General features: G+C 70.2%; 26 protein-coding genes. 9 read left to right on the top strand and 17 right to left on the bottom strand.

What is annotated here, in order from left to right; genetic code table 11:
• Positions 1 to 245: 245 nt before the first annotated feature.
• From argC to lysS, 10 genes are all read right to left on the bottom strand, one after another.
• The gene (argC, locus tag DEIMA_RS06855) at positions 246 to 1,289 is read right to left on the bottom strand and encodes an N-acetyl-gamma-glutamyl-phosphate reductase (RefSeq protein ID WP_013556504.1); all 1,044 of its coding nucleotides are present in this window, start codon (positions 1,287 to 1,289) and stop codon (positions 246 to 248) included.
• On the bottom strand, positions 1,286 to 2,134 hold the full coding sequence (gene lysX / locus DEIMA_RS06860; RefSeq protein ID WP_013556505.1) for a lysine biosynthesis protein LysX: 849 nt from the start codon (positions 2,132 to 2,134) through the stop codon (positions 1,286 to 1,288). Before lysX ends, argC begins: the two co-directional genes overlap by 4 nt.
• Before the next feature lie 106 nt (positions 2,135 to 2,240).
• Positions 2,241 to 2,414: a lysine biosynthesis protein LysW gene (lysW, locus tag DEIMA_RS06865; protein WP_013556506.1), complete on the bottom strand. Its 174-nt coding sequence runs from the start codon at positions 2,412 to 2,414 to the stop codon at positions 2,241 to 2,243.
• Between the two features lie 47 nt (positions 2,415 to 2,461).
• Entirely contained in the window at positions 2,462 to 2,755 is a 294-nt protein-coding gene (locus DEIMA_RS06870; protein WP_013556507.1) for a zinc-ribbon domain-containing protein, read from the bottom strand.
• Positions 2,756 to 2,783: 28 nt separating this feature from the next.
• The gene (locus DEIMA_RS06875) at positions 2,784 to 3,311 is read right to left on the bottom strand and encodes a LeuD/DmdB family oxidoreductase small subunit (protein ID WP_013556508.1); all 528 of its coding nucleotides are present in this window, start codon (positions 3,309 to 3,311) and stop codon (positions 2,784 to 2,786) included.
• Positions 3,311 to 3,607: a hypothetical protein gene (locus DEIMA_RS06880; protein WP_013556509.1), complete on the bottom strand. Its 297-nt coding sequence runs from the start codon at positions 3,605 to 3,607 to the stop codon at positions 3,311 to 3,313. Before DEIMA_RS06880 ends, DEIMA_RS06875 begins: the two co-directional genes overlap by 1 nt.
• Positions 3,607 to 4,854 (bottom strand): 3-isopropylmalate dehydratase large subunit, encoded by a 1,248-nt coding sequence (locus tag DEIMA_RS06885; protein WP_013556510.1) that lies wholly within the window; start codon positions 4,852 to 4,854, stop codon positions 3,607 to 3,609. The genes DEIMA_RS06880 and DEIMA_RS06885 overlap by 1 nt, the downstream gene beginning before the upstream one ends.
• Positions 4,851 to 6,074: a benzoate/H(+) symporter BenE family transporter gene (locus DEIMA_RS06890; protein WP_013556511.1), complete on the bottom strand. Its 1,224-nt coding sequence runs from the start codon at positions 6,072 to 6,074 to the stop codon at positions 4,851 to 4,853. The genes DEIMA_RS06885 and DEIMA_RS06890 overlap by 4 nt, the downstream gene beginning before the upstream one ends.
• Positions 6,071 to 6,955 carry a PhzF family phenazine biosynthesis protein gene (locus DEIMA_RS06895; RefSeq protein WP_013556512.1) on the bottom strand — a complete coding sequence of 295 codons (885 nt, stop codon included), beginning with the start codon at positions 6,953 to 6,955 and terminating at the stop codon, positions 6,071 to 6,073. The genes DEIMA_RS06890 and DEIMA_RS06895 overlap by 4 nt, the downstream gene beginning before the upstream one ends.
• A gap of 14 nt (positions 6,956 to 6,969) precedes the next feature.
• Positions 6,970 to 8,121: a homocitrate synthase gene (gene lysS, locus DEIMA_RS06900; RefSeq protein ID WP_013556513.1), complete on the bottom strand. Its 1,152-nt coding sequence runs from the start codon at positions 8,119 to 8,121 to the stop codon at positions 6,970 to 6,972.
• A gap of 184 nt (positions 8,122 to 8,305) precedes the next feature.
• On the opposite strand from lysS, the gene DEIMA_RS06905 reads away from it, so the two are divergent.
• Entirely contained in the window at positions 8,306 to 9,292 is a 987-nt protein-coding gene (locus DEIMA_RS06905; protein ID WP_013556514.1) for an aldo/keto reductase, read from the top strand.
• 65 nt (positions 9,293 to 9,357) lie between these two features.
• Positions 9,358 to 11,205: a diguanylate cyclase gene (locus DEIMA_RS16860; protein ID WP_013556515.1), complete on the top strand. Its 1,848-nt coding sequence runs from the start codon at positions 9,358 to 9,360 to the stop codon at positions 11,203 to 11,205.
• A gap of 66 nt (positions 11,206 to 11,271) precedes the next feature.
• On the opposite strand, the gene DEIMA_RS06915 is transcribed toward DEIMA_RS16860, so the two are convergent.
• Complete coding sequence (locus DEIMA_RS06915; RefSeq protein WP_013556516.1) at positions 11,272 to 11,619, bottom strand: hypothetical protein; 348 nt, start codon at positions 11,617 to 11,619, stop codon at positions 11,272 to 11,274.
• A 109-nt stretch (positions 11,620 to 11,728) separates the two neighbouring features.
• Here DEIMA_RS06915 and DEIMA_RS06920 point away from each other — a divergent pair, with 109 nt between their 5' ends.
• A complete protein-coding gene (locus DEIMA_RS06920; protein ID WP_052303291.1) occupies positions 11,729 to 12,865 on the top strand; it encodes an MFS transporter in 1,137 nt (378 codons plus the stop codon).
• 14 nt (positions 12,866 to 12,879) lie between these two features.
• Here the strand turns inward: DEIMA_RS06920 and DEIMA_RS06925 are convergent, their stop codons facing one another.
• Positions 12,880 to 13,401 (bottom strand): DinB family protein, encoded by a 522-nt coding sequence (locus DEIMA_RS06925; RefSeq protein WP_013556518.1) that lies wholly within the window; start codon positions 13,399 to 13,401, stop codon positions 12,880 to 12,882.
• A gap of 57 nt (positions 13,402 to 13,458) precedes the next feature.
• On the opposite strand from DEIMA_RS06925, the gene DEIMA_RS06930 reads away from it, so the two are divergent.
• The 4 genes from DEIMA_RS06930 to DEIMA_RS06945 all read left to right on the top strand — a co-directional run bounded on the left by DEIMA_RS06930 (position 13,459) and on the right by DEIMA_RS06945 (position 18,708).
• The gene (locus DEIMA_RS06930) at positions 13,459 to 14,127 is read left to right on the top strand and encodes a GntR family transcriptional regulator (protein WP_013556519.1); all 669 of its coding nucleotides are present in this window, start codon (positions 13,459 to 13,461) and stop codon (positions 14,125 to 14,127) included.
• A complete protein-coding gene (locus tag DEIMA_RS06935; RefSeq protein WP_013556520.1) occupies positions 14,120 to 15,052 on the top strand; it encodes a proline dehydrogenase family protein in 933 nt (310 codons plus the stop codon). The genes DEIMA_RS06930 and DEIMA_RS06935 overlap by 8 nt, the downstream gene beginning before the upstream one ends.
• 11 nt (positions 15,053 to 15,063) lie before the next feature.
• A complete protein-coding gene (pruA, locus tag DEIMA_RS06940; protein WP_013556521.1) occupies positions 15,064 to 16,623 on the top strand; it encodes an L-glutamate gamma-semialdehyde dehydrogenase in 1,560 nt (519 codons plus the stop codon).
• Between the two features lie 354 nt (positions 16,624 to 16,977).
• Positions 16,978 to 18,708: a S8 family serine peptidase gene (locus DEIMA_RS06945; RefSeq protein WP_013556522.1), complete on the top strand. Its 1,731-nt coding sequence runs from the start codon at positions 16,978 to 16,980 to the stop codon at positions 18,706 to 18,708.
• Positions 18,709 to 18,836: 128 nt separating this feature from the next.
• Here DEIMA_RS06945 and hisIE read toward each other — a convergent pair whose 3' ends face one another.
• Entirely contained in the window at positions 18,837 to 19,514 is a 678-nt protein-coding gene (hisIE, locus tag DEIMA_RS06950) for a bifunctional phosphoribosyl-AMP cyclohydrolase/phosphoribosyl-ATP diphosphatase HisIE (protein ID WP_013556523.1), read from the bottom strand.
• The gene (gene hisF / locus DEIMA_RS06955) at positions 19,511 to 20,293 is read right to left on the bottom strand and encodes an imidazole glycerol phosphate synthase subunit HisF (protein WP_013556524.1); all 783 of its coding nucleotides are present in this window, start codon (positions 20,291 to 20,293) and stop codon (positions 19,511 to 19,513) included. The genes hisIE and hisF overlap by 4 nt, the downstream gene beginning before the upstream one ends.
• 63 nt (positions 20,294 to 20,356) lie before the next feature.
• Between hisF and pstS the strand changes: the two genes are divergently transcribed.
• A complete protein-coding gene (gene pstS, locus DEIMA_RS06960; protein ID WP_013556525.1) occupies positions 20,357 to 21,358 on the top strand; it encodes a phosphate ABC transporter substrate-binding protein PstS in 1,002 nt (333 codons plus the stop codon).
• Positions 21,359 to 21,361: 3 nt separating this feature from the next.
• Here the strand turns inward: pstS and DEIMA_RS06965 are convergent, their stop codons facing one another.
• The 3 genes from DEIMA_RS06965 to DEIMA_RS06975 are packed head-to-tail and all read right to left on the bottom strand — an operon-like array spanning position 21,362 to position 23,078.
• Complete coding sequence (locus DEIMA_RS06965) at positions 21,362 to 22,021, bottom strand: LrgB family protein (protein WP_013556526.1); 660 nt, start codon at positions 22,019 to 22,021, stop codon at positions 21,362 to 21,364.
• Positions 22,018 to 22,395: a CidA/LrgA family protein gene (locus DEIMA_RS06970; RefSeq protein ID WP_013556527.1), complete on the bottom strand. Its 378-nt coding sequence runs from the start codon at positions 22,393 to 22,395 to the stop codon at positions 22,018 to 22,020. The genes DEIMA_RS06965 and DEIMA_RS06970 overlap by 4 nt, the downstream gene beginning before the upstream one ends.
• Positions 22,392 to 23,078, bottom strand: coding sequence for a 5'-methylthioadenosine/adenosylhomocysteine nucleosidase (locus DEIMA_RS06975; protein WP_013556528.1), 687 nt, complete (start codon positions 23,076 to 23,078; stop codon positions 22,392 to 22,394). The genes DEIMA_RS06970 and DEIMA_RS06975 overlap by 4 nt, the downstream gene beginning before the upstream one ends.
• 83 nt (positions 23,079 to 23,161) lie before the next feature.
• Here DEIMA_RS06975 and DEIMA_RS06980 point away from each other — a divergent pair, with 83 nt between their 5' ends.
• On the top strand, positions 23,162 to 24,316 hold the full coding sequence (locus DEIMA_RS06980; protein ID WP_013556529.1) for a MalY/PatB family protein: 1,155 nt from the start codon (positions 23,162 to 23,164) through the stop codon (positions 24,314 to 24,316).
• The last annotated feature ends 21 nt before the right edge of the window (positions 24,317 to 24,337 follow it).

Below are 24,337 nucleotides of genomic sequence, written 5' to 3' on the forward strand. Positions count from 1 at the left end.
CGCCCGCGTCCAGGCGCTTCGCCGGAGCCGCCACCGGGGCCACGCCCCGCAGCCGCGCCGGACGGAACTCCACGTGCCAGGGCACCTCTGCAGCGTAAACCGCGCCCCCAGCACGTGCCGCGTCACCCCCGAACGTCAGGGCGTCCAACAGGTCCTCCGCCTCCACCCCTCAGCAAGCCCGCCGTCATCCCCGGCGAACAGGCAGGCGGCGGCCAGCCTCTGGCCGCCGCCCGCGCGTGGTGCCCTCAGGCGGGGTGCAGGCCCATGAACTCCAGGCCGAGCGTCTCCTCCCAGCCCTGCGCGATGTTCAGCGACTGCATGGCGTGCCCCGCCGTGCCCTTCACGAGGTTGTCGATGGCGCTCATAACCACCACGCGCCCCGTGTCCACGTCCATCTCGAAGCCGATGTCGCAGAAGTTCGTGCCGTCCAGCAGCTTCGGGTCCGGGTAGCGGTGAATGCCGCGCGCCGCCTTCACAATGCGGATGAACGGCTCCTCGCCGTACACTTCGCGGTACGCGCCCCACACGTCCCGCTCGCTGTACCCGTCCGGCACCCACACGCTCGCAGTCGTCAGGATGCCGCGCACGCGCGGCGTGCTGATCGCCGTCAGGTGCAGCGGGAAACGCCCCGGCAGCTCCTGCGCCGCTTCCGCCGCATGCCGGTGCCCGACCGGCTTATACACCCGCAGGCTGCCCTCGCGCTCCGGGTGGTGCGACGCCTCCGTCGCGCTCGCGCCCGCCGCCGACGACCCCACCAGGCCCGTCGCGACGATGTCGCGCCCCTCAATGACGCCCAGCTTGATCAGCGGGTACAACGCCAGAATCACGGACGTCGCGAAGCACCCCGCGCACGCGATGCGCGTCGCGCCCCGCAGGTCCGCGCGGCGCAACTCCGGGTTGCCGTACACCCACCTGCCCAGCTGCTCCGGCGCGGGGTGATCCTCGCCGTAGTACTTGCGGTACGCTTCCCCGTCACGCAGGCGGAAGTCCGCGGACAGGTCAACGATGATCCGCGCCTTGCCCTCAAACTCCGCGATGCGTTTCGCGGCGCTCCCGTGGGGCAGAGCCAGCACCAGCACGTCCACCGCCTCCAGGTCCGCGGCCTTGCGGAACTTCAGGCTGGTGCGGCCCCGTAGGTTCGGGTGCACCATGTGCACCGGCACGCCCGCGCTCCGCTCGGACGTCACCTGCGTCACGTCCAGGTGCGGGTGGCCCATCGCGAGGCGCAGGAACTCCCCGCCCGCATACCCGGACCCCCCTACGATGCCCACCGTCAGACGCTCACTCATGCGCGCACCTCCAGCTGACGAATGGCGAACTCGCCCATCAGGCGCGGGATGTTCACGCCGGTCGTCGCCACGCTGTTCTTGAACTCCATGGTGTGGTTGATCTCGATGACCAGCAGGCCCCGCTCCGGGTCCTCCACCAGGTCAATCGCGACGATCTGCCCCTCCACCGCCTGCGCCGCGCGCACCGCGAGGTCCGCGATCTCCGGCGTCACCTCGCACCGGCTGGCCTTCGCGCCGCGCGCCGTGTTCGTGATCCAGTGCTCCGACGTGCGGTAGATCGCGCCGATGCACACGCCGTCCACCACGAACGCGCGAATGTCCCGCTCGGGCTTTTTCACGAGCTCCTGCACGTAGAACACGCTGTGCTGCGGCCCACCCAGCACCTCCTTGTGCTCGATGATCGCCTCGGCGGCGTCCCGGTCGTTGATCTTGCTCACCATGCGACCCCAGGAGCCCACCGTGGGCTTCAGCACCACCGGGTAGCCCATCTCCTCGATGAGCTGCAGCGCCGCCTCCCCGTCGAACGCCACGCCCGTGCGCGGCGTCGGCAGGCCCGCACGCGCGAGGCGAGCGTTCGTGGCGAGCTTGTCGCCGCACAACTCGATCACGTGACTCGGGTTGATGACCCGCACGCCCAGCCCCTCCAGCGCGCGCGTCACCGCGTGCCCGCGCGACTGGCTCACGCAGCGTTCCAGCGCCACCCGCCACGGCACCGCCTGGTCGAATGTCACCCGCAGCTGCGGCGCGTACACCTTGTCGTACGGCACGCCCAGCTCATCGAGCGCCTCGAACAGCATCTTCTCGTCCGGACGAATCCGGTCATAAATAATCGCCAGTTCAGCCATGCACATCCCTCTCTCTACACCCGGGCGGGCAGCAAGGAGCGGCCGGTTTCCGGCGTGACCGCCGACCCCCGACCGCCCCGATCAACACACTTCGTCGCGCGGCGACTCACTCGCCCCAGTCTTCAGCTTCCTGCGGCGCCTGCTCCAGGCGCGGCGGGTCCACGCTCACCACCTCATACTCCACGCCCGTCTCGTCATCGATGACCAGTTCGCCCAGCTCGGGGTTGTTGAGTTCGATGGTCGCGCCAGTGTCCGGGTTCTCAAATTGAACAATTGCCATGATGGTCTCCTTTACGGCGCCGCACCGGGCGCCAGAGGGAAAGAGGGTTACTCGTCGTACTCCAGGGTGATTTCGGCGTGGCAGTGCGGGCATTCCACATGCGTGCCCGTCTCGTCGAGCATGTCGTCGGTGATGTCGAACTCCTCACCGCAGTTCGGGCAGGTCGTGAGGATGCCGAGCAGCTCCAGCTCGAAATCCTGCGCGTCGTTCACGGTGACTTCCATTTCCGCGTGGCAGTTGTCGCACACGATCGCGTCGCCCACCGTCAGCTCCGCGCGGTCCTCGTCCGTCAACTCCAGGACATCCCCGCACACGGGGCACTCTACTTCCAGAATCGCCATGCCCACAGTCTACGGATGTGACGGCGCGTCAAGGTTTCACGCCATCACCCCGCTCCTCATCCGGCGCCGCCTCGCCGGGGAACCGCTGGTACTTGCGGTAGTACGCCAGGATGCTCCCCTCGCGCAGCGCCTCCCGCAGGAACGCGGGCGGCGGCGTCAGCTGGAACGTCTCCGCGCCGCGCGTCAGCACGCCCGCGTCCACGTCCAGGGTCACCTCGTCACCGTCCTGCAGCGCGGTCGTCAGGTCCGCCTCGAACGCCGGAATGCCCAGGTTCAGGAGGTTGCGGTAATGAATGCGCGCGAAGCTCGGCGCGATGATGCCGCCCACCCGCAGCTTCTTGAGGGCCTGCGGGGCGTACTCGCGGCTGCTGCCCAGGCCCCAGTTGCGCCCGCCGATCAACACGTCACCGGGCTGCACCTGCGCCGCGAACTCCGGGCGGACGTAATGGAACGCGAACGTCTGGAACACGTCCTCGCCCGCCATGAACGGCGCGAACTTCCCCGGCAGGATGTCATCCGTGTTGACGCTGTCCCCGAATTTCCACACGCGCGGCATCAGTAGTCCTCCAGTCGGTACGTCGCGCAGGCGCGCGTGACCGCCTCCACAGCCCGCCCGAACCCGTGCGGGGCGTCCACCCGCAGGTGGACCTTGTTGTCGTCACCGCGCGCCACCGCGACCGTGAGCTTCCCGAGCGGACGCTCGAAGAACGCCTGCTCCCCGATGATGGTGCCGTTCAGGCCGTCCACGAACGCCGCGCGCGCTCCGTCATCCAGCTCGGTTTCGCCGACCTGCGCGAGCAGCTCCAGGCACGGCTCGAAGTTGAACATGTGAATCCATCCCTGGTGCGGCATCAGGCGACCGCCCCCTGGACGTCCTCGGGCAGCGCGATCACGCCGCGCACGGCGGTCGCGGCGGCCACGGCGGGACTCGCGAGGTAGATGCGCGCGTCCTTGTCGCCCATGCGCCCGATGAAGTTGCGGTTACTGGTGCTCACGCACACCTCGTCGGGCGCGAGGACACCCATATGGCGGCCCATGCACGGTCCGCAGCCGGGCGTGCCGAGGACCGCGCCCGCCTGGATGAGCGTGAGGAGCGTGCCGTCACGGGTGGCTTCCTCCATGACTTCGCTGCTCGCGGGAATCACGAGCAGGCGCGTGCCGGGCGCGACGCGCTGCCCGCGCAGGACGTCCGCGGCGGCGTGCAGGTCCTCGATGCGGCCGTTCGTGCAGGTGCCGATGAACACCTGATCGACCTTCAGGCCGCGCAGCGCCGCGACGTCGTGGACGTTGTCCACTTCGCTGGGGGCGCTCATGCGGGGGTTGAGGGCCGTGAGGTCCACGGTGATCTCGCGGACGTACGTGGCGCCCTCGTCCGGGTACACCCAGGCGGGCACGTCGTACAGCTCGAGAATCTCGCCGCCGGGCACGACGAGGCCCGCTTTCGCGCCGGCCTCCACGCACAGGTTCGCGAGGGTCATGCGTTCCCCGCGCGTGAAGCGGTCCCCGGCGTGGATTTCGATGCTCTGGTACGTGGCGCCGTCCGCGCCGAGCACGCGGATCATTTCGAGCGCGGCGTCCTTCGCGGTGACGCCGGGGCGCAACTCGCCCGTGAAGTTCACCATCACGCTCTCGGGCACGCGCAGCCACGTCTTGCCGCTCGCGGCGGCGAGGGCGATGTCGGTGGCGCCCATGCCGGTGCCGAACGCCGCGACGGCGCCGTAGGTGGTGCTGTGGCTGTCACTGCCGCACACGATCCAGCCGGGCTGCGCGAGGCGCTCCTCGATCAGCACCTGGTGGCAGATGCCGCGGCCCACGTCGAACAAGCGCACGCCGGTCTGCGCGGCGTACTCGCGCGCTTCCTTCTGCGCCTGCGCGACACTGACGGTGCTGGCGGGCGCCACGTGGTCCACAACGATGCTGACGCGCTCCGGGTATTTGGGCGTGGCGTTGAGGCCTTCGCGCATCACCTGAATGAAGCTCTGCGCGATGCTGTCGACGACCATCACCTGATCGACTTCGACGACGGCGAGGTCTCCGGCATACACGGCCTGGCCGCTGCGCTGGGAGAGGATTTTTTCAGCCATGGTTTGGGGGGTCATGAGGGCTCCGTAGGGGACTTGGGGCGGGCGGCGTTCAGGAGGGCGGCGCTGAGCCCGCCGAGGGCGAGGCCCCAGAAGGCGGCGCCGAGGCCGAGGAACGTGAGGCCGCTGGCGGTGACGACGACGGTGATCAGGGCGCTTTCGCGCCAGCGTTCGTCGGCGAGGGCGGCGTGCAGGCTGGACAGGACGGTGCCGAGCAGGGCGAGGCCCGCGAGGGCCGCGACGAGGGGTTTGGGAACGGCGGTGACGGCGGCAGCGACCGCGCCGGCGAACACGGCGAGCAGGAGGTAGAAGCACGCGGACGCGAGGCCCGCGACGTACCGGCGGCGCTCATCGGCGTGCGCTTCGGGGCCGGTGCAGATGGCGGCGGTGATGGCGGCGAGGTTCGTGGCGTGCGCGCCGAACGGCGCGCTGAGCAGCGACGCGAGGCCGGTGCCGGTAATGAGGGGGCTGGTGGGCACCCGGCTGTACCCGCTGGCGCGGAGAATGGCGGCGCCCGGCAGGTTCTGCGAGGCGAGCGTGAGGACGGTCATGGGCAGGGCGAGCACGAGGACCCCGGCGACCGTGAACGCGGGCCGCGTGAGCGTGAGCGCCCCGAACACGCTGCTTGTGACGCCGAAGTGCACCTGCCCGCTCAGGAGGGCGGCGGCCACGCCGGCCACGAGCGCCAGCAGGACCGCGTACCGCGCGGCGAACGCGCGCCCGATCAGGAACGCGAGCAGCATCGCGCCCACCGTGAGGGGTGCGCGCGGCAGGGCCGTGAACGCCCCCAGCACGAACGGAATGAGGATGCCGGCGAGCATCGCGGACGCGAGCGGCGCGGGAATGCGGCGCGTGACGCGCTCGAACAGGCCCGTGACGCCCAGCAGCGTGATGATCGCGGCGCTCACGAGGTACGCGCCGATGAACTCCGGGTACGTGAGCTGCCCGGCGTCCTGCGCGATCAGCGCGAGCGCGGGCGTGCTCCACGCGGTCACGACGGGCGCGCGGTACCGCCAGGAGAGCAGCGCGCCGCTGATGGCGATGGCGAGGTACACGGCGGTGAGCCAGCTGGTCGTCTGCGCCGCCGTGAGGTGCGCGCGGTCCGCCGCCTGGAACACGAGGCTGATGCTGCTCGTGAAGCCGACGAGCACCGCGATGAACCCGGCGAGGACGGTGGTGGGGGAGGCGTCGCGGACGACCTGTGCGGGCGTCGGGGGCGTGAGGGCGCTGACGGTCATGCGCGGACCTCGTGGGCGTGGGTGGGGTTCATGCCCGATGTTAACGGTGTGACCGCGCCGCCCGTGGCCACCGTGAAGGACCGGTCCCGGAGGTACACCTCGGCGCGCAGCCCGCCGGGCGCGTCGCTGCCGCTGGCCTGCGTGCCGGTGAGGGTGCGTGCGCCTTCGCCGTAGTGGCGGTGCGCCATGTACGCGCACAGCGTCGCGAACGTGAAGCACCCGGCGCGGTCCTCGGGCAGGCCCCGGGCGGGGGCGAAGAAGCGGTAGTCCACGTCGCGGCCCGGAGCATTGAAGGTGCAGGGGATGACGCCGCTCAGGCCCGCGCGGGTTTGCACTTCCGCGAGGGCGTCCGGTTGCGGCTGGAGGGCCGCGACGTCCGCCACGCCCGCGAGGGGCAGGACGGCGTTGCGTTTCGTGGCGGTGCCGCACTGCGCGGGCGGGCCAACCAGGTCAGTGGCGCGCAGGTTCAGGGCGCTCAGCAGGGCGTGCAGGTCCTCGTCCGCGAGGGGGGCTTCATGGCCGAGGGCGTCGTCCGGGGCGCCGAGCTGCGGGATCAGGCCGCCGTGTTCGTTCCCGCCCACGCGCATGATCCCGCCGGGCGACTGCACGCGCAGTCCGCCCCGGTACGCGCCGATGCGGGCGAGGTGCGCCGTGACCGCCAGCGCGCCGCTGTCACTGTCAGGCTTCTCCGCGCGCCCCTTGAAGTACCGCACGCGCGCCGTGTCGCCGGTCAGGTCGGTCACGCAGGCCAGCAGGGGCGCGCCGGTGAGCGCGGCGAGGTCCCGCAGGGCGTCCTCCTCCCAGCCGGGCGTGAGGGCGACCGCGATGGGCTTCCCGCCCTGGCCGTTCAGGGTGAGCGCGCGGTAGTGGGCGACGTTCATGGTTTCAGCCGTCCTCAGGCGCTGACCCACTCGCGCAGCACCCGTTCGAGGTGCGCGTCGTCGAGTTCGCCATGTTCGGCGAGGGCCTTGATGTGGTCGGTGACGCGCCGCAGGGCGTCCTCGCCGTAGTGCAGGCCGAGTTCACGGGCCTTGTACGCGATGGCGTGCTTGCCGGTGACCTTGCTGCCCGCCTGGATGCGGCGGCCCACGCCGAACACCTCGGGGGGGATGGCCTCGTACGCGCCGGGGTTGAGGTAGATGGCCTTGAGGTGCATGCCGGCCTTGTGGTTGTACGCGAACTCGCCGGTGAGGTAGTTGTTCCAGGGGATGGGCAGGTCGACCATGCGGGCGATCATGCGGTCGAGTTCCGGCAGCAGGTCGAGGTTGTACTTGTCGATCAGGCCCTGCGGGTCGAAGGTGAACATGCGCGCGAGGAACCCGCCAAGGGGCGTGATGCCGTTGCGTTCGCCGATGCCGAGGATGGTGGTGTCGATGTGGGTGGCGCCCGCCTCGATGGCTTCGTAGGCGTTGCTGACGGCGCAGCCGGTGTCGTTGTGCCCGTGGAATTCGATGTCGCAGCGCACGGCGCGGCGAACCTCGCGGACGAGGGCGTACACCTGCCGGGGGGTGGCGACGCCGACGGTGTCGGCGAGGCCGACGCGGTCCACGCCGATCTCGTCGACGGCGCGGTACACGCGCAGCAGGTCGTCTTCTTCGCTGCGGAAGGTGTCTTCGGCGCTGAAGCGGACCTGCACGCCCTGGCTTTTGACGAAGGTGATGACTTCGCGGGCCTGGTCGATGATCTGGTCGATGCTTTTGCCGTGGCTGAATTCGCGCAGGAAGCTGCTGGTGCCGAACAGCAGGTCGAGGCCGTGCACGCCGGTGTCGATGGCGCGGCGGGCGTCCTCCATGGCGCAGCGGACGTGCGTGATGATGCGGGCGTTCAGGCCGAGGTTCACGAGGTGCTGGGTGTCGCGGGCGGTCTGGGCGCTGACCATGGGCGTGGTGACCTCGATGAACTCCACGCCGAACGCGTCGAGCGCGCGGGCAATCTCGATTTTGTCGCTGCTGCTGAAGTTCGCGCGGGCGAACTGTTCGCCTTCGCGCAGCGTCGAGTCGATGATGGCCCAGCGCTTCGCGGGGATGGGTGGGGTGATGTCGGTCATCAGGCTCCTTGTCTCGCGGGTCAAGATAGGGGAAGGCGTATCAAATGTCAATGATTTTGTAGATGAAGTTACCAAACGTAAAGCCATGCCCTAGGCTTCTCGTTCTTATTCAACACCCGGACCCTGAACGTTCCCTGGCCCCGCCCACATTGAAAAACGATTCAGAGAAGCGTACGGTTGCGCCATGACCACCCCACACCAACGACCCCTCGGCCGCACCGGCCTCCACGTCACCGAAATCGGCTACGGCGCCTGGGGCATCGGCGCCGACATGTGGAAAGGCGCCCAGGACGACGAAAGCCTCCAGGCCCTGGGGCGCTACCTCGACCTCGGCGGCAACTTCATCGACACCGCCATGGGCTACGGCGACGGCCACAGCGAACGCCTCGTCGGCCAGGCCGCCCGCCAGCACCCCGGCACCCTGATCGCCACCAAAATCAGCCCCCAAAACATGCAGTGGCCCGCCGCGCCCACCACCCCGGCGCACGAAGCCTACCCCGCCGACTGGGTCATCCAGTGCACCGAAGCCAGCCTGGAACGCCTCGGCACCGGCAGCATCGACGTGCAGCAACTGCACGTCTGGAACGACAGCTGGCTCGGCGAAGGCGACTGGCATGACGCCGTCACGCAACTCAAACGCGACGGCAAGATCCGCCACTTCGGCATCAGCATCAACGACCACGAACCCCACAACGCCGTCCGCGCCGTCGAAACCGGCGTCGTCGAAACCGTGCAGGTCATCTACAACGTCTTCGATCAGACCCCCCAGGACCGCCTGCTCGACGCCTGCCACATGCACGGCGTCGGCGTGATCGTCCGCGTCGCCCTCGACGAAGGCAGCCTCACCGGCACCATCCGCGAGGACACGACCTTCCCCGAAGGCGACTGGCGCCACCGCTACTTCGGCGGCGCGCGCAAAGCCGAACTGCAACCCCACCTGCGCGCCATTGAGCAGGACCTCGGCATCACCACCCAGCAGCTCCCGGAAACCGCGCTGCGCTTCGTGCTCAGCCACCCCGCCGTCAGCACCGTCATCGTCGGCATGCGCAGCGTCCGCAACGTCGAACGCAACCTCACCCTCGCCGACGGCCACGGCCTGCCCGACGAGCAGGTCGCCAAACTGCACACGCACCGCTGGGACCGCAACTGGTACCTCCCCGCCCAGGAGTAACCGCCCCGCCCACCGCCCGGCCCGTCAGAATCCGGTGACGGGCCGGGCGGTACCGTGAACGCGGCATGCGTCTATCCACCTACATCCTCCGCACGCTCGCCCTGGTGTGGGGCGTCATCGGCCTGCTCGGCCTGAGCACCATGCTCGGCGTGCAGCGCGTGCAGCGGGACGTGCGCGTCGTCGAACACCTGCGCGCCCAGGACAAACAGGTGGAAATCCTGCTCAAACGCGTCGTGGACCTGGAAACCGGCGTGCGCGGCTACGTCATCACCGGCGACGCCAGCTTCCTCGAACCGTTCAACGCCGCGCGCGCCACCCTCCAGCAGGAGCTCCGCACCCTCGACGGGCTCCTCGCGGCCAGCGATCAGCCCGCGCCCATCCGCGCAGACGAACGCGCCGACGTGCAGCGCGCCGCCGCCGTCCTGCGCCGCTGGCTGGACGAATCCGCGCAGCCCGACATCAACGAACGCCGCCGCACCACCGGGCGCGTCGTGGGCCGCGCCGTGCTCGGCAAGCAGTACATCGACCAGGTCCGTGTGATCCTCGCGGACCTGCAAGACGAAATCCAGCGGGACCTCACCGTGCGTCAGGTCAGCATGGACGCCACCCTCGGCGCCGTCCGCACCGCCACCGTCATCGGCCTGCCCGTGGCAGTGCTGCTGTCCATTCTGATCGGCCTGATCCTCGCGCGCCGCCTCGCCATGACGTTCGGCACGCTCGAAACGGTCACGAACCGCCTCGCTGCCGGGCACCTCGACGAGCGCGTCCCCCAACTGCGCCTCCACGAAGCGCAGGCGCTCGCGCAGGACTTCAACCACATGGCCGACACCCTGCAGGCCACCCAGCGGGACCTGCACGAACGCAACGCCAGCCTCAGCACCCAGAACGCCCTGATCGAACGCGCCAACACCGACAGCGCCCACCTCGCCGCACTCAGCGACAACCTCCAGGCCTGCTACACCCTCGACGAAGGGTACGCCGTGCTGCAGCAGGCCATGCCGCACCTGTTCCCCGGCTGGAGCGGCGTGATCTCCGTCATCAGCGCCTCCCGGAACCTCATGGACGTCCGCGTATCGTGGGGCAACGACCAATGGCGCACGCACGACCCCGTCAGCTCCCCCGACCAGTGCTGGGCGCTGCGGCGCGGCGCGGCGTACACGCGCGAACACCCCATGAGCATGGCGTGCATCCAACAGGCGCCCGACCACCAGCACCCGTACCTGTGCCTGCCGCTCGTGGCGCAGGGTGACGCGGTCGGCATCCTGCGCCTCGGCAGCGACCACGCCGACCTGCCCGTCGATGAGCAGCGGCGCGTCCGCAGCTTCGCGGACGTTGTCGCGAAACAGGTGGCGCTCGCCATCGCGAACCTGCAGTTGCGGGACACGCTGCACAACCAGAGCATCCGCGACCCGCTCACGCGCCTGTTCAACCGCCGCTACCTCGAGGAGACCCTCGCACGTGAACTGCGCCGCAGCGAACGCAGCAGCGTCCCCGTGAGCGTCCTCGCCGTGGACATCGACCACTTCAAACGCTTCAACGACACCTTCGGGCACGACGGCGGCGACGCCACCCTCAAGGCCGTCGCGGACGCCATGACCGCGCATTTTCGCGCGGAAGACGTCGTGTGCCGGTACGGCGGCGAGGAATTCATGGTCGTGCTCCTCGACACGCCGCACGCCGACGCGCTGGCGCGCGCGGAGGGCCTGCGCCGCACCGTGCGTGAACTGCACGTCACGCACGCGGGCGCGTCCCTGGGCACCATCAGCGTGTCCGTGGGCGTCGCCACCAGCGAACGCGGCCAGGTGACGGGGCATCAGCTGGTCGCGCAAGCGGACGCCGCGCTGTACCAGGCGAAGCGGGCCGGGCGTGACCGCGTGGTGAGCGCCGCCCAGCCGCCCGAACAACCCAGCTGACCCTTCACGACCCGAGCAGCGGCGGCGCGCGGTCGTCGCCGCGCCCCGCCCACGCCACCGAGCGGGTCAGTCGCGGTCCGGGCCGCCGTCGAAACCGCCACTGCGGCGGCGACCGATGCCGCCGTGAATCTCGCCGCCCGCATCCCCCGCGGACGGGTCCGCGTAGTCCGAGCGCTCCTCGCCCTCGCTGCCGCCCAGGCGGCCATCATCGAACGCGGGCGCGTCGTTCGGGTTTTTTGCGTCTTCGCGGTTCTCCTCGCGGAAGAGGTCGTCCACCAGCATGGCGTCCTCGACGATTTCCGCCGGGGCGCCTTCATCCACGGGAATGCCGATGCGGCCGTTCTCCAGGTCGCGTTCAGCGTTGCCTTCCGGGCTTTCCTGCGCGGCGCGGTCGTTGCGTTCGTGCTCAGTCATGCGCGGAGCTTACGCCGCGCCGCGCCGCGCGCGCCTTGCGGGGCTCTTACAGCCTTTTTCATGACGCCCACCCAGTTGCGCGGTGCAGGGCACGGTATGCTGCAACGCCGTGACGCGCCCCCTCTCGCTCCTGTACGCCCTGGGTTTTGTGACCTTCCTTCTGCTCGGCATCATGCAGACCGCGTACGGGCCCGCCATGCCGCTCTTCCGCGCCCGCTACGGCCTCAGCACCGAAGTCGTGTCGCTGCTTGCCAGCCTGCACTTCCTGGGCGGCGCGGCCGGGACGCTGCTGAGCGCGTGGCTGCTGCCGTGGCTCGGCCTGAAACGCATGCTGCTCACGGCGGGCGGCACGCTCGTGGTGGGCGCCCTGACGCTCGCGTTCGCGCCCGTCTGGCCGCTCGCCATGGTTGGCGCGCTGGTGGGCGGCGTGGGGCTGGGGTTATTCAGCAGCGGCTTTAACCTCGCCTTCGCGAACCTCGGCGCGCGCGCGCCCCTGCTGCTGAATCTCCTGAACGCCGTGTACAGCGTCGGCGTGATTCTCGCGCCCATCGTCGTGTGGGCCCTCACGGGCGTACGCGGCGCAGTGTGGCCCTTCGCGCTGATCGGCGCCGCGCTGCTGCTCGTGACGCTCGCGCTCACGCGCGCCGAGGCGCCGCCCGCCGCGCCGCCGGTCCGCACGGCGGCGTCCCGCGCGGGCGTGCCGCTGTTCGCGCTGCTGTTCCTGCTGTACGTGGCCATGGAGGCGGGCGTCGCCACCTGGGTGACGGCGCACCTGCGCGCCACGCACACGGCGGCGCAGGCGGCGTTCCTGGCGAGCTTGTTCGGCGTGGGGTTCGCGGCGGGCCGTTTCGTGGGCGCGCCGGTGGCGGCGCGCCTGCCTGGGCGGACGCTCGTGCCGGCCGTGCTGGTCCTCGCGACGCTCACGCTGCTGGCCGCGCGCGTGCCGACGCTCGCGCCGTTCGCGTACCCGCTGGTGGGCCTGCTGATCGGGCCGGTGTTCCCGACGGCGCTCGCGTGGTTCGGGCAGCTGTACAGCACGCGCGCCGCGCCGTACCTGTTGACGGCGGGGAGTCTGGGTGGCGCGCTGATTCAGCCGGTGGTGGGGTGGTTCGTGGCGCGTGACGGCGCGGGCGTCATCCCGACGGTGCTGAGTGTGAATGCGCTGCTTGCCACGGCGGTGGTCGCGTGGATCTGGTGGGCGACGCGCCCGGCGACGCCGGGCGACGTGGCGGACCTGCGCGCCTGAGTCGGCGCGGGCGCTCAGCGCAGGCCGTAGCGTTCCTGCAGGCCGCGCACGTGGTGCAGTTCATGGCCGGCGATCATGTAGGCGAGGGCGCGGACGGTGACGTCCGCGCCGTTCGCGTGGGCGGCGCGGTCCCAGCCGGTCGGCGGAAGGTGACGCAGGAGCGCCAGGGTGCTGGCGCGCACGGCGCTGAATTCCTCGGAGAGGGCGCTGAGGGGCACGTGGGCGTCGTCGGCAGCGTTCATCCAGGCGTCCTGGTCGAAGCCGGGGAGGGGGGTACGGTCGTGGCGGGCGGCGCGCAGGGCGCGGGCGGCGAAGACGCGTTCGGTGTCGATGACGTGCCGGACGACCTGCCGGACGGTCCATTTGCCGGGGGCGTAGGTGTGGTCGGCCTGGTCGTCGGGTACGCGGCCCAGCAGGGCGCGGGTGCGGACGCCGCTGCTCTCCAGGGTGTGGAGGACCGGGTCGGGGCCGACGAGGCTGACGTACGTGTCGTAGAAGGGATGGTATTCGTGCGGTTGGGGGCGTTGGTGCGGCATGGGTGATCGTACCGTGCGCTTGCCCCGCGCGGCACAGATTGTATACAATATCCACGAATGTTTGAACGTCCCGCCCTGATCCGCGACGAGGTGTACGGCCACCTCCGCGACCTCATCGTGCGCGGAGAACTCACCCCCGGCGAGAAACTCGCCGAAATCGACCTGTGCGCCCGCCTCGGCGTCAGCCGCACCCCCATCCGCGAAGCCATCCAGCGCCTCGTGCAAGAAGGCCTCCTCGACGCCAGCGCCAACCGCGGCGTCCGCGTCCGCCGCGTCACCGCCCAGGAAGCCCGCGACGCCTACCGCGTCCGCGAGACTCTCGACGGCCTCGCCGCCGAACTCGCCGCGCACCACCACACCCCCGAGGACGCCCGCGACCTCCAGACCGCCCTCGGCACCCTCGACGCCGCCCCCGACGACTACCGCACGCAGACGCAACTCGACCTCGCGTACCACGCCGTCATCACCCGCGCCGCCCGCAACCCGGTCCTCGCGGACCTCGCCCGCACGCTCGAACACCGCGTCGCCCTGATCAAACACCAGACGCGCACCTACAACGCCCACCCTGACACGCGCACGCAACACCACGCCATCCTCGACGCCATCCTCGCCCGCGACGGCCAACGCGCTCGCGACGCCGCCCAAGCGCACGTGCGCACCTTCGCCGCCCTCGCCCTCCACGATCTCGAACACCCCGACGCCGCTCAGGAGACCCCCAATGTTTGACCAGATCTACCGCAAAGCCGTCCTCACCGTCGCCAACAACAAAAGCGTCGAAGGCCTCGTCCGCAAGCAGGCGTGGGGCGTCGCCCAGCGCTTCGTCGCCGGCGAAACCATCGACACCGCCATCGCCGCCGTGCAGGACCTCCACAAGCAGGGCATCCTCGGAAACCTCGACCTGCTCGGCGAATTCGTCGACACGCCCGAAAAGGCCAATGAGTTCGCCGAGCAGATTCTCGCGCTCCTGAACGCCGCCGAAGGCAAAGGCTTCCCGATCTACGCCAGCATCAAACTCAGCAGCGTCGGCCAGGGCCTCACCGTGAACGGCGAGGACCTCGGCCTCACCAACGCCCGCCGCATCCTGCGCCGCGCCAAGGCACTCGGCGGCTTCATCAACCTCGACATGGAAGACCACCCACGCGTCGACATCACCCTCGCGCAGTTCCGCACCCTCGTCGGCGAATTCGGCCACGACACCGTCGGCACGGTTCTCCAGAGCTACCTCTACCGCAGCGAGGCCGACCGCGACAGCCTCGACGACCTCAAACCCAACCTCCGCATCGTGAAGGGCGCGTACCTGGAGCCCGCCACCGTCGCCATGCCCAACAAAGCCGACGTGGACGCCGCCTACCGCAAACTCGTGTACGCGCACCTCAAGGCCGGCAACTACTGCAACGTCGCGACGCACGACGAAAGCATCATTCAGGACGTCAAACACTTCGCCATCGCGCACGGCATCCCCAAAAGCCAGTACGAATTCCAGATGCTGTACGGCATCCGCCGCGACCTCCAGAAGAGCCTCGCGGACGAGGGCTTCACCGTCCGCGCGTACATCCCGTACGGCCCGGACTGGTACGGCTACTTCAGCCGCCGCATCGCGGAACGCCCCGCCAACGTCCTGTTCGTCGTCAAAGGCATGCTCAAAGGTTAAGGAGACGCACCATGATCAAAGTTGAAACGTACCGCCCGCAGGACTTCGTTGACTTCAGCCAGCCGGAAAACGTGCAGGCGTACCAGGACGCCCTCACGTACGTCCGCGAACAGTACCTCGGCAAGACGTGGCCGCTCGTCATCAACGGCGAGCGCGTCCACACCGACGAGAAGCTCACCAGCCTGAACCCCTGCGACACGCAGGAGATCGTCGGGTACACCGCCAAGGCCACGGTTGAGCACGCCGAGCAGGCCTTGCAGGGCGCGTGGGCCGCGTGGGCCGAGTGGAAAACGTGGAGCATGGACGCCCGCGCGCGCGTGCTGCTGCGCGCCGCTGCGATGCTCAAACGCCGCCGCCACGAATTCAACGCCCTCATGACCCTCGAAGTCGGCAAGAACTACGCCGAAGCGGACGTGGAAACCGCCGAGTGCATCGACTTCCTGGAGTACTACGCGCGCCAGGCGATGAAGTACGCGCACTTCGGCGCGGCCGAAACCTTCCCGTACCCCGGTGAGGAGAACGGCCTGATGTACATCCCGCTGGGCGTGGGCGTGAGCATCAGCCCCTGGAACTTCCCGCTCGCGATCTTCGCTGGCATGCTCGCTGCGCCCATCGTCGCGGGCAACTGCGTGATCGCCAAGCCAGCCGAGGACAGCGGCTGCATCGCGGCGCTGTTCGTGGACCTGATGATCGAGGCGGGCATGCCGGCGGGCGTGCTGCAGTTCCTCACGGGCGTCGGCGAGGAGATCGGCGAGTACCTCGTGACGCACGCGCAGACGCGCTTCATCACGTTCACCGGCAGCCGCGCGGTGGGCCTGCACATCAACGAGGTGGCCGCGAAGGTCCAGAAGGGCCAGAAGTGGATCAAGCGCGTGATCATGGAACTCGGCGGCAAGGACGCCATGATCGTCGACGAGACCGCCGACCTGGACGTGGCCGTGACCGCTGCGGTGCAGGGCGCGTTCGGCTTCAACGGTCAGAAGTGCAGCGCGATGAGCCGCCTGATTGTCACGGACGAGGCGTACGACCGCGTGCTGAGCGCGTTTGTGGAGCGCGTGGGCGCCCTGAAGCAGGGGACCGGTGAGGAGAACGCGAACGTCACGGCGGTGGTGAACGAAGAGTCGTTCGAGAAGATCCAGAAGTACATCGAGATCGGCCGCAGCGAAGGCCGCATCGTGGCGGGCGGCGGCGTGGACGGTAGCAAGGGCTACTACGTGCAACCGACCATCATCGCGGACGTGGACGCGTACGCGCGCGTCGCGCAGGAGGAAATCTTCGGGCCGGTGGTGTCCGTGATTCGCGCGCGCGATTTCGATCACGCCATCGAGATTGCGAACAGCACCGAGTACGGCCTGACGGGCGGGGTGTGCAGCAAGAACCGCGCGCGTCTGGAGCAGGCCCGTGAGCAGTTCGAGGCGGGGAACTTGTACTTCAACCGCAAGATCACGGGCGCCATCGTGGGCGTGCAGCCGTTCGGTGGGTACAACATGAGCGGCACGGACAGCAAGGCAGGGGGCCCGGACTACCTGACGAACTTCATGCAGCTCAAGACGGTGACGGAACGCTTCTGAGCCGTTGAGGAAAGCAGGATGGGCGCGACGAGTAATCTCGTCGCGCCCATCCTGTTGTGTGGGCTCCTGAGGGAACACTGGACATGAGGAACTCCTGAGGGAGTGTGGCACGCGCTTCTGCTTCAGAGGCGCTGAGGTGCGTGGGGAGCCCAAAACGCCGACACAAAAAATTCGCAAATTTTTATCTTACGTTAAATGTTGCCGTCGAACGTCCTCAGCTGCCAGAAGTCGGCAAATTCTGTCTAGACAAAGCAGGTATTGAAACCTCACTGCACACTAAGATTCGGCATCTTCAAACCCAGCACACCGGCGCCCCACACGGCGTCATCCCCACGTGCACCCTCAGGAGGACGAATGAACCGTACCCGTTCCATCACCCTGCTCGGCCTGGCCCTCACCCTCGCCGCCTGCGGACAGCCCACCGCCACCACCCCGCAACCCACGGCCCCCACCGCCAGCGCCCCCACCAGCAAGGTCGAAACCACCGGACGGTACTTCGTCGGCTTCAAACAAGGCGAACTCAGCGCCCAGACGCTCACCAACCAGCGCGCCACCATCGAAGCGCTCGGCGGCACCATCCACCAGCAATGGGGCGACATCGCCGCCGCCGCCATCAGCATCCCCGAAAGCAAGCTCGACGCGCTCCGCCACGCCCCCGGCGTCGAATACGTCGAAGCCGAACCCGTCCGCCAGGCCCTCGGCTTCCGCAGCGTCACCAGCGACGCCCCCACCAAACCCACCCTCGCCGCGCAGACCCTGCACGCCCAGACCACCTACGCCGCCAGCGGCGAATACACCTGGGGTGACAGCGCCCTGCGCGTCCCCACCCTCCGCACGAACAACTACACCGGGGCCGGCGTGGCCGTGTGCGTCGGCGACACCGGCATCGACGCCAACCACCCCGAATTCCAGAAGAAACTCAAAGGCTTCAAGAACTTCGTGACCGGCGAAACGTACACCGACCCCTACCAGACCAACGATGTCAGCCACCACGGCACCCACGTCAGCGGCACCATCTTCGCGCAGTACGGCGCCGGCACCGGCGCCACCGGCACGCAGAGCGGCATGGACCCCAACGGCGTCGGCGGCGTCGCCCCCGGCGTGAACCTCTACATGGCCCGCGTGCTCGGCAACGACGGCAGCGGCAGCAGCAGCGGCATCATCAACGGCGTGAACTGGTGCGCCGCGCAACTCAAGAGCCAGGGCGGCACCGAAAACAAAGTCGTCATCAGCCTCTCGCTCGGCGGCGGCCGCGCCAGCCAGACCGAACAGCGCGCCTACACCAACGTCTACAACAAAGGCGCCCTGATCATCGCCGCGACCGGCAACGACGGCGCCGCCGTCAGCTACCCCGCCGCGTACACCAACGTCGTCGGCGTGGGCGCCATTGACGCGAACGAAGCCAAGGCGGACTTCAGCAACTTCGGCGCGCAGGTCGACCTCGTCGGCCCCGGCGTGCACGTCCTCAGCACCGTCCCGCTCGGCAAGGGCGAACGCGCCAGCGCCAGCGCCAGCGGCGTCCCCGCCTACGCCAGCGTCAGCGCCGCCGAATTCGCCGCGCAGGGCACCGTCAGCAACGTCGCCATCGCGCGGTCCACCACCGCCAACAACGAACTGTGCGGCGTCGGCACCACCGACGCGACCCTCAGCGGCAAAATCGCCCTGATCGCCCGCGGCACCTGCTCCTTCGAGGAGAAGGTCAACAACGCCGTCGCCAGCGGCGCCAAGGCCGTCATGATCTATAACAACGCCGCCGGCGAACTCGGCATGACCCTCAACACCCAGAAGACCGTCCCCGTCGTCGGCATCACGCAGGCGGACGGCCAGGCGACCCTCGCGGCGCTGCCCACCACCGGTACGGTCAGCATCGGCGCCGCCGACTACGAGTACTTCGACGGCACCAGCATGGCCACGCCGCACGTCAGCGCTGCCGCCGCCGTCGTCTGGGCCGCAAAGCCCACCCTCACCAACACCCAGCTGCTGAGCCTGCTCACCAGCACCGCCAAGGACCTCGGCGCCGCCGGCAAGGACGACAACTTCGGGTACGGCCTCGTCGACCCGTACAAAGCCATCACCGGCAACTGAACCACCCCCCGGAAAGCGGCCCCACGGGGCCGCCTTTCACCTGGCCGCGCTGGAACTCCAGCGCGGCCAGGCAGCGTCAACGATAGGGGCGGGGGCCCGGCCGCCCCCGCCCCGTCCGCGGCGGGCGCTCAGCCGACTTCTTTCGGGCCTTTCAGACCGCTCTTACCCTCGCGGCCCTCCAGCACGCGCGCCACGTCCCCGGGCGTCACGCCGACCTCCGCCATCGCAAACAGCGTATGGAAGAACAGGTCCGCGACCTCCGTGGCCAGCTCCGCGCCGTCACGGTTCTTCGCGGCGAGCAGCACCTCCCCGGACTCCTCCGCGACCTTTTTCAGCACGCGGTCCAGGCCGCCTGCATGCAGCCGCGCCACGTAACTGCCTTCCGGCAGCGTCCGCAGCCGCTCCGAGATGGTGCCGTACACGCGCCCCAGCACGCCGTCCAGCCCGCCCCCCTCGCCGGACTCCAGCAGCGGCGTGAAAAAGCAGCTCGTCTCACCCGTGTGGCACGCCGGGCCAGTCTGCTCCACGCGGTACAGGACGCTGTCGCCGTCGCAGTCCACGTGGACGCTCACGACGCGCTGCACGTGCCCGCTCGTCTTCCCCTTCACCCACAGCTCCTGGCGGGAACGGGAGTAGTACGTGCCCTCGCGGCTGATCAGCGTGTGCTCCAGCGCCTCGCGGCTCGCGTACGCCTGCATCAGCACCGCGCCCGTCAACGCGTCCTGCGTGACGACCGGCACCAGCCCGCGCTCATCGAACTGCACACGCGCCAGCAGCGCCTCTAACGTGTCTGGCAGGGCGCTCATCGCAGCACCGCCATCGTGGGGCGCACCGCGAGGCCGCGCTCCTTCAGGTACGCCTTCACCTGCGGGACCGTCAGCTCCCCGAAGTGGAACACGCTCGCCGCGAGCGCCGCGTCCGCCTTCCCGACTGTGAGGACGTCATAAAAGTCCTCCAGCTTCCCCGCGCCGCCCGACGCGATCACCGGCAGGTCCACGGCCTCCGCGACCGCGCGCGTCGCCTCCAGGTCGAAGCCCGCGCGCGTCCCGTCCGCGTCCATCACGTTCAGGCAGATCTCGCCCGCGCCGAGCCGCTGCCCCTGCTCCACCCACGCGAGCAGGTCCAGGCCCGTGTCCACGCGCCCGCCGCCCACGAACACGTTCCAACCGCGTCCGTCCGCGCGGCGTTTCGCGTCCACGCTCAGCACCACGCACTGCGCGCCGAAGTGGTCCGACGCCGCGCGAATCACGTCCGGCGTGCGCACCGCGCCGCTGTTCACGCTGATCTTGTCCGCACCGGCCATCAACAGCTGCCGGAAGTCGTCCACGGTGTTCACGCCGCCGCCCACCGTGAGCGGCATCATCACCTCGTCCGCCACGCGCCGCGCCACATCCAGCATCAGGCTGCGGCCCTCGTGCGTCGCGGTGATGTCGTAGAACACCAGCTCGTCCGCCTGCTGCGCCTCGTACGCCTGCGCGAGCGCCAGCGGATCCCCGGCATCCCGGTGGTTCTCGAAGAAGCGGACGTTCTTCACGACGCGGCCCGCCTGCACGTCCAGGCACGGAATGATGCGTTTGGTCAGCACGTGACCCTCACGAAAGCCTTGGTCTTCACGACGCCACTGTAAAGCCCACGCTACCCTGGAACCGTGAAACGTACAGCCGCCCTCGCGCTTGCCCTGCTCTCGACTGCGCACGCCGTCACGCTCACCGGCGCGGGCGCCAGCTTTCCGTACCCGCTGTACAGCCGGTACTTCTACGAGTACGCCAAACGCGAGGGCGTGCAGGTCAACTACCAGCCGCTCGGCAGCGGCCTCGGGCAGACGCAGTTCCTGCGCCGCACCGTCGACTTCGGCGCGAGCGACACGCCGCTGAGCGCCGCCGACGCCGCCCGCGCGCCCGGCCGGGTCCTGCAGGTGCCCGCCGCGCTCGGCGCCATCGTCGTCGCGTACAACCTGCCGGGCGTGACCGAACGCGTCAAACTCAGCGCCGACGTCCTCGCGGACATGTACCTGGGCCGCATCCGCACGTGGCGGGACCCGCGCATCACGGGCCTCAACGACGGCGTCACGTTCCCGAACCTGCCGGTCAGCGTCGTGCACCGCAGTGACGCGAGCGGCAGCACGCAGCTGTTCAGCACGTACCTCGCGCACGCCAGCGCGGACTGGCAGCGCGCCGCCGGCATCGCCACGCGCCTCAACTGGCCCGGCGGGACGCCCGCGCGCGGCAACGACGGCCTCGCCCGCATCGTGAACGACACGCCCGGCGCCATCGGGTACATGGAACTCGTGTACGCCGCGCGCCTGAAGCTGCCGTACGCGCAGCTCCGCAACCGCGCGGGCGCGTTCGTGAGCGCCACGCCCGCCACCATCGACGAAGCCGCGCGCACCGCCACGAATCCCGGCAGCGTCGTGGACGCCCCGCGCGGCTACCCGCTCACCAGCTACTCGTACCTGCTCGCGTACGCCGACCAGGGGTACGGCGCGCGCACCGAAGCGCAGGCGCGCGCCCTGAAAGGCCTGCTGAAGTGGATCCTCACGGACGCGCAGCGCCTGCGCGTGAACGGCTACCAGCCGCTGCCCGAAGGGGCCCTGCGGGACGCGCTGAGCGCCGTGGCCGGCATGACGTACAAGGGAAAGCCGCTGCCCTGAGCCTCAGCGGGCCGTGAACGCCACAGCCAGCGTCACCAGGATCGCCCCGAGCCCCATGCCGACGCTGCTCGCGGCGGCCGTCTCCTCGCCCTCCTCACGGGCGCGCGCCGTGCCGACGCCGTGCGCGACGCTCCCCAGCGCCACGCCGCGCGCCAGCGGGTGCCGCACGCCCAGCCGCGACAGCCACGCCGGCAGCAGCAGCGCCCCCATCAGGCCCGACAGGACTGCCAGGACCGCCGCGAGGGCGCCCGACCCGCCCAGCAGCGGCGCGAGCGCCACCGCCACCGGGCTGGTCGCCGCGTCCGTACGCAGCGCCAGCGCGGCCGTGCGGTCCACGCCGAGCGCCCACGCGCCCACGACGTTCACCAGCAGCGCCGTCAGGGTGCCGGCCGCGCCGCCCAGCAGCAGCGAGCGCCACGCGCGGCGCAGCAGCGCCCGCTGACGGTGCAGCGGCACCGCGAGCGCCACCACCGCCGGCGAGAGCAGCGCCGTGAGGCCGGACGTGTCCCGTGCGTACTGCGCGTACGGCGTGCCCGTCAGCAGCAGCACCGCGGCCAGCAGCACGGACGCCACCAGCGTCGGGTGCGCGAGCGGCGTGCGCCACCGCCCCTGCACGGTCACGCCCAGCGCGTACGCCAGCAGCGTCAGCGCCAGGAACGTCACGCGTCGTCCGCGCGGCGCGCGAGGGCCTGCGCGCTCAGGCCCGCCACGCCCCCACCCACCAGGGCGCCCGCCGTGAGGATCAGCAGCCACACCGGCCACGCCCACCCGGCCCCCAGAAACGCCACGACCCCCACCGTGGCCGGCACGAACAGCAGACTCAGCACGCCGAGCAGCCCGTCGGCAGTGTCCTCCACCCACGGGAGCCGCACCCACCCGGCGCTGAGCGCCCCCCACAGCAGCAGCAGCCCCACCACGCTGCCCGGCAACGGCAGCGGCAGGACGCCCGACACGACCTGCCCGAGCGCCGCGAACGCACACAGCGCCCCCAAGCCCCCCAGGAACCGCACCGCCGGGGGGCGCACCCCGGCGCTCACGCCAGGTGCGGCAGCATGCCGCGCACCACCTGCTTCGCGCGGCGCGCCACCAGCGGCATGAACTCCCGGTAGTCCACGTGCGCGCCCCCGTCGGCCGTGTCACTCACGCTGCGGATCACCACGAACGGTACCCCCGACTTCGCACACACCTGCGCGACCGCCGCGCCCTCCATCTCCGCGCACGCCGCGCCGAACGTCTCGCGCAGCCACGCCACGCGCTCCCGCGACGCCACGAACTGATCGCCGCTCGCCACGCGGCCCTCCACGACGTTCACCTCGCCGAGCGCGCGCGCCGCCTGCGTGGCCACTGCGCGCAGCGCGTCGTCCGCCGCCCATGCGGGCGCCTCGCCGGGAATCGTGCCGAGCGCGTAGTTCAGCGCGGTTACGTCCACGTCGTGCTGCACACAGTCGGTGCTCACGACGATGTCGCCCACGCGCAGGCTGGGGTGCACGCCCCCCGCGACGCCCGTGAACACCACCCGCGTCGCGCCGTGCGCAATCAGCGCCACGGTGGTCATCGCGGCGTTCACCTTGCCGATGCCGCCTTCCGTCACCAGCACGCGCACGCCGTCCAGCGTGCCGGCGTGCAGGCGCACGCCCGGCACCTCGTGAACGTCCGCGTCCTGCAGGTCCGCGAGCAGCAACTCGATCTCTTCGCGCATTGCGCCAATAATCCCAATCACGCCCGCATTCTAGAGGCGCGCCGCGCGGACGCTTGTGTAACGCGCGCCTGTGTGCGCCCACGCGGACCTCTTATGCTGCGCGCATGACGCACGCCCCCCTTGACGCCCTGACGCCCGACGACCTGCGCCACGCCGACAGCTACAAGTGGACGAAGTACCCCGAGGGCGTCCTGCCCCTGTGGGTCGCGGACATGGATTTCCCGGTCGCGCCGGGCATCACGCGCGCCCTCACGGAACGCCTCTCGCGCGGCCTCGGGTACCACCAGCTGCACGGGGACGCGCCGCTCATGGCGCGCCTGCACGCCAAACTGCGCGGGCAGGGCCTCACCGACCTGCCCGACGAGGGCTGGGTGCACTTCCTGCCGGGCGTCGTGCCGGGCCTGTACGCCGCCGTGCGCGCCCTGACGAGCGCCGGGGACGACGTGATCACCATGACGCCCATCTACCCACCGTTCCTGAGCGCCATCACCGACCAGGGCCGCACGGTCCGCGAGGCGCCGCTGCAGGTCACGGCGGACGGCTGGCGCATCGACTGGGCGGCGCTGGACGCGGCGGTCACGCCGGCCACGCGCCTGCTGATGCTCTGCAACCCGCACAACCCCACCGGGCGCGTCTGGACGGCAGACGAACTCACGCGCCTCGCGGATTTCGCCGCGCAGCACCGCCTGTGGGTCGTCACGGACGAGCTGCACGCGGACCTCACGCTCGACGGGACGTTCACGCCGTTCGCCGCCGTCCGCGACGACCTCCGTGAGCGCACCATCACCCTCACCGGGCCGTGCAAGGCGTACAACACCGCCGGGCTGGGCATCGGCGCGGCTGTGAGCCACAACCCGGCGCTGATCGCCCGGCTCGCGCGCGCCGGACAGGGCCTGATGGGTCACCCGAGCGCCCTGAGCGTCACCATGTGGCGCGCCGCCCTGGAAGAGGACGGCACCTGGCTCGCGGGCGTCCTCGCGTACCTGCGCGGCAACCGCGACTTCGTGGCGGACTTCCTGCGCGAACGCCTGCCGCAGGTGCACTTCCACGCGCCCGAAGCGACGTACCTTGCGTGGCTGGACCTGCGCGCGACCGGGCACGGCGCGGGCATCGCGGAGCACCTGCTGGCGTACGGCCTCGCCCTCAACGACGGCGCGACGTTCGGCGCCGCGTACGCCGGGTACGCGCGCCTGAACTTCGCCACGTCCCGCGCGATCCTCACGGAAGCGCTGACCCGCCTGGAACGCGCCCTGACCTGACCGCGCGCGGCGCAGGCCGAC

The organism is Deinococcus maricopensis DSM 21211 (genome assembly GCF_000186385.1).
In the GTDB taxonomy this organism is placed as follows: domain Bacteria; phylum Deinococcota; class Deinococci; order Deinococcales; family Deinococcaceae; genus Deinococcus_B; species Deinococcus_B maricopensis.

Excerpts from the sequence above, each read along its gene's own strand:
- argC (WP_013556504.1), bottom strand. The coding sequence starts at position 1,289 with ATGAGTGAGCGTCTGACGGTGGGCATCGTAGGGGGGTCCGGGTATGCG.
- lysX (WP_013556505.1), bottom strand. The coding sequence starts at position 2,134 with ATGGCTGAACTGGCGATTATTTATGACCGGATTCGTCCGGACGAGAAG.
- lysW (WP_013556506.1), bottom strand. The coding sequence starts at position 2,414 with ATGGCAATTGTTCAATTTGAGAACCCGGACACTGGCGCGACCATCGAA.
- DEIMA_RS06870 (WP_013556507.1), bottom strand. The coding sequence starts at position 2,755 with ATGGCGATTCTGGAAGTAGAGTGCCCCGTGTGCGGGGATGTCCTGGAG.
- DEIMA_RS06875 (WP_013556508.1), bottom strand. The coding sequence starts at position 3,311 with ATGCCGCGCGTGTGGAAATTCGGGGACAGCGTCAACACGGATGACATC.
- DEIMA_RS06880 (WP_013556509.1), bottom strand. The coding sequence starts at position 3,607 with ATGCCGCACCAGGGATGGATTCACATGTTCAACTTCGAGCCGTGCCTG.
- DEIMA_RS06885 (WP_013556510.1), bottom strand. The coding sequence starts at position 4,854 with ATGACCCCCCAAACCATGGCTGAAAAAATCCTCTCCCAGCGCAGCGGC.
- DEIMA_RS06890 (WP_013556511.1), bottom strand. The coding sequence starts at position 6,074 with ATGACCGTCAGCGCCCTCACGCCCCCGACGCCCGCACAGGTCGTCCGC.
- DEIMA_RS06895 (WP_013556512.1), bottom strand. The coding sequence starts at position 6,955 with ATGAACGTCGCCCACTACCGCGCGCTCACCCTGAACGGCCAGGGCGGG.
- lysS (WP_013556513.1), bottom strand. The coding sequence starts at position 8,121 with ATGACCGACATCACCCCACCCATCCCCGCGAAGCGCTGGGCCATCATC.
- DEIMA_RS06905 (WP_013556514.1), top strand. The coding sequence starts at position 8,306 with ATGACCACCCCACACCAACGACCCCTCGGCCGCACCGGCCTCCACGTC.
- DEIMA_RS16860 (WP_013556515.1), top strand. The coding sequence starts at position 9,358 with ATGCGTCTATCCACCTACATCCTCCGCACGCTCGCCCTGGTGTGGGGC.
- DEIMA_RS06915 (WP_013556516.1), bottom strand. The coding sequence starts at position 11,619 with ATGACTGAGCACGAACGCAACGACCGCGCCGCGCAGGAAAGCCCGGAA.
- DEIMA_RS06925 (WP_013556518.1), bottom strand. The coding sequence starts at position 13,401 with ATGCCGCACCAACGCCCCCAACCGCACGAATACCATCCCTTCTACGAC.
- DEIMA_RS06930 (WP_013556519.1), top strand. The coding sequence starts at position 13,459 with ATGTTTGAACGTCCCGCCCTGATCCGCGACGAGGTGTACGGCCACCTC.
- DEIMA_RS06935 (WP_013556520.1), top strand. The coding sequence starts at position 14,120 with ATGTTTGACCAGATCTACCGCAAAGCCGTCCTCACCGTCGCCAACAAC.
- pruA (WP_013556521.1), top strand. The coding sequence starts at position 15,064 with ATGATCAAAGTTGAAACGTACCGCCCGCAGGACTTCGTTGACTTCAGC.
- DEIMA_RS06945 (WP_013556522.1), top strand. The coding sequence starts at position 16,978 with ATGAACCGTACCCGTTCCATCACCCTGCTCGGCCTGGCCCTCACCCTC.
- hisIE (WP_013556523.1), bottom strand. The coding sequence starts at position 19,514 with ATGAGCGCCCTGCCAGACACGTTAGAGGCGCTGCTGGCGCGTGTGCAG.
- DEIMA_RS06980 (WP_013556529.1), top strand. The coding sequence starts at position 23,162 with ATGACGCACGCCCCCCTTGACGCCCTGACGCCCGACGACCTGCGCCAC.